The organism is Streptococcus sp. KR (assembly GCF_002238115.1).
Taxonomy (GTDB): Bacteria; Bacillota; Bacilli; order Lactobacillales; family Streptococcaceae; genus Streptococcus.
Map to the genome: position 1 here is coordinate 1 of NZ_NGVM01000361.1, position 220 is coordinate 220.

Here is a 220-nt window from a genome sequence, read left to right on the forward strand (position 1 = left end):
AAAGATATTGAGGCCCCTAAGCTTTCAATGTCAGCTGTGATTACGGATGCAACGGTTTTTGTCCCACTTGCTGAATTAGTTGACTTAAAAGACGAATTAGCACGGGTACAAAAGGACGTTGACAAATTCGAATCAGAGGTTGCCCGTTCAGATAAGAAGTTGGCTAACAAACGCTTTGTCGACAACGCACCGGATGCGGTTGTCGAAGAAGAAAAGGAAA

1 protein-coding gene is annotated in these 220 nt (G+C 43.6%); it reads left to right on the forward strand.

Going from position 1 to position 220, the window contains the following annotated elements; translation table 11 throughout:
- Window positions 1-220: hypothetical protein (locus CBI42_RS12295; RefSeq protein ID WP_142294187.1), on the forward strand; the 220-nt coding region annotated here is incomplete at both ends.